The organism is Candidatus Aquicultor secundus (genome assembly GCF_002791875.1).
In the GTDB taxonomy this organism is placed as follows: Bacteria; Actinomycetota; Aquicultoria; order Aquicultorales; family Aquicultoraceae; genus Aquicultor_A; species Aquicultor_A secundus.
This window is the reverse complement of the sequence record NZ_PFNG01000251.1, coordinates 7,208-13,049: the sequence shown is the minus strand read 5'-3', so window position 1 is coordinate 13,049 and position 5,842 is coordinate 7,208. Positions and strand designations below refer to the sequence as shown.

Sequence of the window (5,842 nt, the reverse complement as noted above, 5' to 3'; positions counted from 1 at the left end):
CATTCTTAAGTAGTTACTATCCGAAAAAGGTTTTTAATATGCGGGAGAAAGCTCCGTAACGAAAGAGATGCTATGGGCGATTCAGGAAGTACACAATCAGAGCGAACAAGTCGCAACCGCCATTGACAGCATGCGCTCTGCAGCAACCGATATGGAAACTATTATGGAAGATATTGCCAGAATCACCGATGAGAACACCGCGGGTACTGATGAAGCAAACGGCTCGGTTAAGCTGGTGGTAAAATCCGTTAGTGCAATTGCGGCAACATCGCAGGAGTCTGCAGCATCCGCCGAACAGGTTTCCGCGTCGGCGGCCGAGCAAACCGATTCTATACAAGAAATTGCAGCTTCGGCCCAAGAATTATCCGCAATGTCGGCCGAACTCGAGGCTATAATGCGAAAGATCAAACTTTAGTATAGCCGGTATAGCCGAATTAGTATGGCCGAATCCGCTAGCACGCTTAGAGAGACAGCGCCAAATAGATAGAATAGCCAAGCACTAAGAGCGGGCAGTAATACGGTTATAGGATAACCTTGCGACACAGATGAAACCGGAGGATGCAAGAGAACCGGCAACAAGCCGACAGATGCAAAGGCAATAAAGACCGCACCTGTATAATCCTAATACCACCGGGGGTTTTTCATACAAACGCACAATAACAATATGTTCATTAATCCTTAACAAATCGTGCTTACCATAATATATGTTATGTTAACTTGCAACTGATTGCATATGCGTATATTCGCTTGTGAATTGTTTGAAAGCAAACGGTTATGCGATCAATCATTTTCTTCTCTTTACACCCCGCCGCGAATGTTAATTCTTGGGCGCACATATGTACGGTTATCATTTAATAGAGTTAATAGCGTTCCTCTTGTATGAGGGCTTTTGCTTCGATGGATTCTAAGGTATCCGGTCTCTACGGCCCCCGACCGGAAACAGCACAATTAGTGCATGTATTAATACCACTAATACATATTCTACAACATGCACACGTTCACAAGCACCTGCAGCATCTCTTCAATTCATCCGGCGGGTAGAGGATATGAGGTCTAGTGTTTTGGGTTGCGGTGAACGCCGGTGAAGAATATTGTTTTCTCTTGGAACAACATTTGCAGTTCCTTTAATGACTCGATGTTCGCACCTGCGTCGTCTATCCCGTACTTCTCATCGAACTTCATCTTGGATAGTTCGTGGAGGTCTTCCTTTACGGCCCTATACCGTTTTTTCGCTTCCCTTTTGTCGCGCAAGTTTGCGATTTCGCGAACGGCGTTGTCTCTTGTTAATATTTCGATACGGTAGGTCACCTTTAACTTACTTAGATATGTCTTGGGGGCTCTGTAGAGTACATCCTCACGCCATTCAAGGTCGGCGGGAAGTTCCTCGTCCATCTTAAGAACGCGAACGCGGTAGTAATCCCCGGCCATGCCAAATACTTTGCTCTTTGATTCTTGCTGCGGTTCTCGGTACATCTGTTCTCCGGTTACCCTCTGTTTTAGCTTTATAATGGTATGATAATGGTATAGTCTTCACGGCGGTTAAGGCGCTGCCCGTACTAGCGCTGGGCTTGAGCTTATATATCCCTCGTTATTATCTACGGTTCTTACTTTTAGCCACCGACCGTTATTCTCTTCAACCTCGACGATAGAGCCTTTACTGATACTCGTGACTACGGTGCTGTTTATATCCGGCGCTTGCCGTACGTTTAAAGCCTCGACCAGCACTTGAACCCTATTTTGTCCTGAAGGCAGTCTCATGTTTTGCAACCCGGTCGTTGTCGTCGTTGCGGCTACAACCGTTTTCGCCGGGGTTTTTACGGGTGCCTTTACTGACTTCCCTTTTGCTGCAATAGTCGTCGTTGTCTCGGCCGACGAGGCGGTAGCCGTTGTCTCTTGCCCGCTCATAGCGTTAATATTCTTTAAAACGGGTTGCGACATTTTCCATAAGAATATCCCGACCATAAATAGCAGAAACCAGGCGGTCACATGTCTTATAATCTTACTATGCAAGTTGTTGTCTTGTTCATCATGTTCTTTGTTTGCGCTCTGCTTATAAATCACGTTTATCTATAACCCTTTTTGCCTTTCCGCTTGTTCTTTCCAGCGTCTTTGGCTCAACGAGTTTAACATCGACTTTTATCCCAAGCACGGTTTGAAGTTTCGCTTCGACCTTTCGCTCAAACGCCATTAGCTCTTTCATGTCCCCTGCGAATATATCGCTTGATACCTCTACGAGCACCCGGATAAGATCCATCGCGCCCTTTCTGTCAACGATTATCTGGTAGTGCGGCTCTATGCCCTCTATTTCAAACAGGACGCTCTCTATTTGCGACGGGAAGACATTTACTCCCCGTATAATAAGCATGTCATCGGTGCGGCCTTTTACCTTTTCCATTCGGGCGATAGTCCTTCCGCATCCGCATGGGTCCATAAGCAGCCTGGTCAGATCCCTTGTTCGGTAGCGTATTACGGGGAAGGCCTCCTTTGTAAGTGTTGTAAACACCAGTTCGCCTTCGCTCCCCTCGGGCAATCGCTCCCCTGTCTCCGGGTCGATCGTCTCGACGAGGAAATGGTCTTCGTTTATATGCAGACCGTTTTTAACCTCGCACTCCCCGGCCACACCGGGGCCCATAACCTCAGTCAGGCCGTAGTTATCGGTTGCCGAAATACACAGCTTCGACTCGATTTCTTTCCTCAGCTTCTCGCTGCACCGCTCCGCTCCGAAAAGCCCGACCCGCAGCGGTAACTTGGAGAAATCAACGTCCATCGATTCTCCGACTTCGGCGATGTGCAGGGCATACGATGGTGTGCTCACAAGCACTGTTGTGCCGAAATCCTTCATTATCATGATCTGGCGCTCTGTGTTTCCGGTGGATACCGGCACAACTGAGGCTCCGATGCGCTCGAGACCCGCATGCATGCCGAACCCGCCGGTAAACAGGCCGTAGCCGAAAGCCACATGGGCGATATCCTTTGAGGTCGCGCCGCCCGCCATGGCAACCCTGGCGGTAAGCTCGGACCAGGTGTTTATATCCGCCCTCGTATATCCAACGACGATAGGTTTGCCTGTCGTGCCCGATGATGAGTGAACCCTTACGACATTTTCCATCGGCACGGCGAACATCCCGAAGGGATAGTTGTCCCTCAGGTCGGTTTTCGTGGTAAACGGTAGCTTCGCGACATCCTCTAGGGATTTTATATCCTGCGGCTTTACACCCGCATCGCTCAGCTTATTCCGGTAGAAAGGAACCTCGTTGTAGACCCACTTTATAAGGGTTTGCAGGCGTTTTAGCTGCAGCTCCCTTAGTTTGTTCCTGTCGATACACTCGTACTCGGGGTTCCAAATCATTGTTATCCTTACTTAAGATCGGCGAATGGGTGTGCGCCGTAATCGCTAATCGCCCTTCGCTGTACTTAATGTGCGTGTTTTCTATGGCCGAAATAGATTGCTTTGACCTCATCGTTATTTAAAAGATTACTGCCCGTGTCGTGCATTACTACCTCACCGTTTTGCAGAACGTAGCCGCGATCGGCTATGCTTAAGGCAACCGTAGCGTCCTGCTCGACAAGCAGCAAGGTAAGGCCTTTCTCTCGCAGTTCCCTCAGGGTAGCAAAAATTTTCTGGATAATGATCGGGGCAAGCCCCATCGACGGCTCATCGAGAAGCAACAGCTTGGGTTTTGACATAAGCGCCCGACCGATTGCAAGCATTTGCTGTTCGCCTCCGCTTAGAGTGCCTGCGGGCTGGTTCTCGCGCTCCTTAAGGACCGGAAACATACTGAAGACAAACTGCATATCTTCAGCAACCTGTCTCTTTGATTCCTTCCTGCTCCTGAGCCTTATGTATGCGCCGAGCTGCAGGTTTTCCAGCACGCTAAGCGCTCCGAACAATTGCCTGCCCTCCGGCACATGCGACATGCCACGGGCTACCATTTTTTCTGCAGGCACTCGTTCGATTGTGTCCCCGCCAAATTTTATCTTACCTGAATTGGGCCTAATTATTCCAGAGATTGTTCGCAAAAGAGTTGATTTTCCTGAGCCGTTCGACCCGATTATCGTGACGATCTCGCCTTTTTCAACCGCTATGTTTACGTTTTTCAGCACCCTGACATGGCCGTACGACACATCAAGATCGCTTACGTTAAGCATCATGCACCGCCTGACCGAGATATGCCTGTATAACTTGCTCGTCTTGCTGAATAAGAAGCGGGGGTCCCTCCGCGATTTTCGCGCCAAAATTAAGAACAACTACCTCATCCGATATCTCCATAACCAGGCTCATGTCGTGTTCGACCAGAAGAACCGTTATGCCGTTGCCCTTTATCTTATAGATGATCTCTGCAAGACAGGCCGTTTCTTCGTTGTTGAGACCGGCCGCCGGTTCGTCGAGCAGGATCAACCTCGGCTCGGTCGCCAGCGCCCGCGCTATCTCAAGAAGGTGGCGTTCGCCAATGGGCAAGTCATCCGCGGGCTTATCCGCCTTTTTCTCCAATCCCACAAGCTTCAGGAGCGAGTGGGCTTTTTCTTTGCTTTCGGCATCCTCTCGCCGTACCGCCGGCAGGCCGAGCATGCATCTGAATATGCCGCAGTTCATGCGCGCATGGCGCCCCACCATGACGTTTTCCAGGACGCTCATGTTTGCGAATAATTGTGTGTTCTGAAAAGTCCTTGCGATTCCGGTTTTTGTTACCACGTGCGGCTTTTTGCCCGCTATATCGTGGTTATCGAATAACACGGTGCCCGACGTTGGTTTATCGACGCCTGTGAGCAGATTAAAAACGGTTGTCTTGCCGGCCCCGTTCGGGCCGATGATCGCTTTTACCTGGTCCCTGTAAACCCTAAAACTCACCTCGTTTACAGCGGTGAGCCCGCCGAACTGTTTGGTGAGGTTTACAACATCAAGAAGCGGCACTGTTCTCACCTGCCGCATCCGGGAGTATAACGGAGCGCCGTTTGAAAACGCTCACCAGTTTCGCGCCTGCTCCCACCAAGCCTTGTGGCATAAAGACCATGGCAAGGATGAGAATCCCGCCGAATATTACCATGTTGTAATCGTCATATGCTTTGAGGTACTCCTCGAGGACCGTTAAAGTCGATGCACCGATAACCGCCCCCCATACATTCGACATCCCACCAACGACCACCATTGTTACCAGCGTAATCGAGATGCCGAGCGTAAACGATTCGGGGCTCACGTAACCCGCCATATGCGCGTAAAAACTTCCTCCGATGCTTGCCAAAACAGCGCTCAGCACAAACACTTGTATCTTGTATTTTGCGGTATCGACACCGGACGATGCGGCTGCAATCTCGCTGCCATGGACCGCCCTGAGCGCCCGCCCGACCCTTGAGTGGACGATGTTGAGTGATAGTACGAGGCTCAAGACAACAAAGACCAGCACCAGCATATAGAGCTTTAACGGTGTCTCGAAGCTGAACCCTCCTACGGTAATAGCGGGTAAACCGTAAAGGCCGTCCGTACCGCCGGTTAAATCTCTCAGCTCTAGGAACAACACATGCACGATCTCTGCAAAACCCAGGGTTGCCATCGCGAGATAGTGACCTTTTAACCGTAATGTCGGCATGGCTATTGCATATGCGACCAGGCCGCCCAGCACAACGGCGGCCGCCAATCCGAACCAGGGCGAGAGGCCGTACTTGGTGGTAACGATCGCCGAGGCGTAGGCGCCTATCCCATAAAATGCCGCGTGACCGATTGAGACCTGCCCTGCGGCACCCATCAAAAGATTCAAGCCCAAGACGATGATCGTGTTGATCCCAAGAACGATGAGTATCTTGATGTAGTAGTTATTTGAAACTATAAACGGCAGGAGCGCCATAG

General features: G+C 50.2%; 7 protein-coding genes. 1 reads left to right on the top strand and 6 read right to left on the bottom strand.

The genetic code is table 11. The annotated features are described in order from the left end of the window. Nucleotides 1–67 precede the first annotated feature (67 nt). Nucleotides 68–415 (top strand): methyl-accepting chemotaxis protein, encoded by a 348-nt coding sequence (locus COY37_RS10730; RefSeq protein ID WP_286678849.1) that lies wholly within the window; start codon nucleotides 68–70, stop codon nucleotides 413–415. 638 nt (nucleotides 416–1,053) lie between these two features. Here COY37_RS10730 and COY37_RS10725 read toward each other — a convergent pair. The 6 genes from COY37_RS10725 to COY37_RS12010 all read right to left on the bottom strand — a co-directional run bounded on the left by COY37_RS10725 (nucleotide 1,054) and on the right by COY37_RS12010 (nucleotide 5,840). Continuing rightward, nucleotides 1,054–1,473, bottom strand: a complete 420-nt coding sequence (locus tag COY37_RS10725) for a hypothetical protein (protein ID WP_286678850.1) — start codon at nucleotides 1,471–1,473, stop codon at nucleotides 1,054–1,056. Nucleotides 1,474–1,539: 66 nt separating this feature from the next. Further along, nucleotides 1,540–2,061, bottom strand: a complete 522-nt coding sequence (locus COY37_RS10720; RefSeq protein WP_286678851.1) for an SH3 domain-containing protein — start codon at nucleotides 2,059–2,061, stop codon at nucleotides 1,540–1,542. Then, nucleotides 2,051–3,349, bottom strand: coding sequence for a phenylacetate--CoA ligase family protein (locus tag COY37_RS10715; protein ID WP_286678852.1), 1,299 nt, complete (start codon nucleotides 3,347–3,349; stop codon nucleotides 2,051–2,053). Before COY37_RS10715 ends, COY37_RS10720 begins: the two co-directional genes overlap by 11 nt. Before the next feature lie 65 nt (nucleotides 3,350–3,414). Further along, entirely contained in the window at nucleotides 3,415–4,149 is a 735-nt protein-coding gene (locus COY37_RS10710; protein ID WP_353682461.1) for an ABC transporter ATP-binding protein, read from the bottom strand. Further along, nucleotides 4,142–4,930, bottom strand: coding sequence for an ABC transporter ATP-binding protein (locus COY37_RS10705; protein WP_286984332.1), 789 nt, complete (start codon nucleotides 4,928–4,930; stop codon nucleotides 4,142–4,144). The genes COY37_RS10710 and COY37_RS10705 overlap by 8 nt, the downstream gene beginning before the upstream one ends. Continuing rightward, nucleotides 4,899–5,840: a branched-chain amino acid ABC transporter permease gene (locus COY37_RS12010; protein WP_353683026.1), complete on the bottom strand. Its 942-nt coding sequence runs from the start codon at nucleotides 5,838–5,840 to the stop codon at nucleotides 4,899–4,901. The genes COY37_RS10705 and COY37_RS12010 overlap by 32 nt, the downstream gene beginning before the upstream one ends. Between the last annotated feature and the right edge of the window lie 2 nt (nucleotides 5,841–5,842).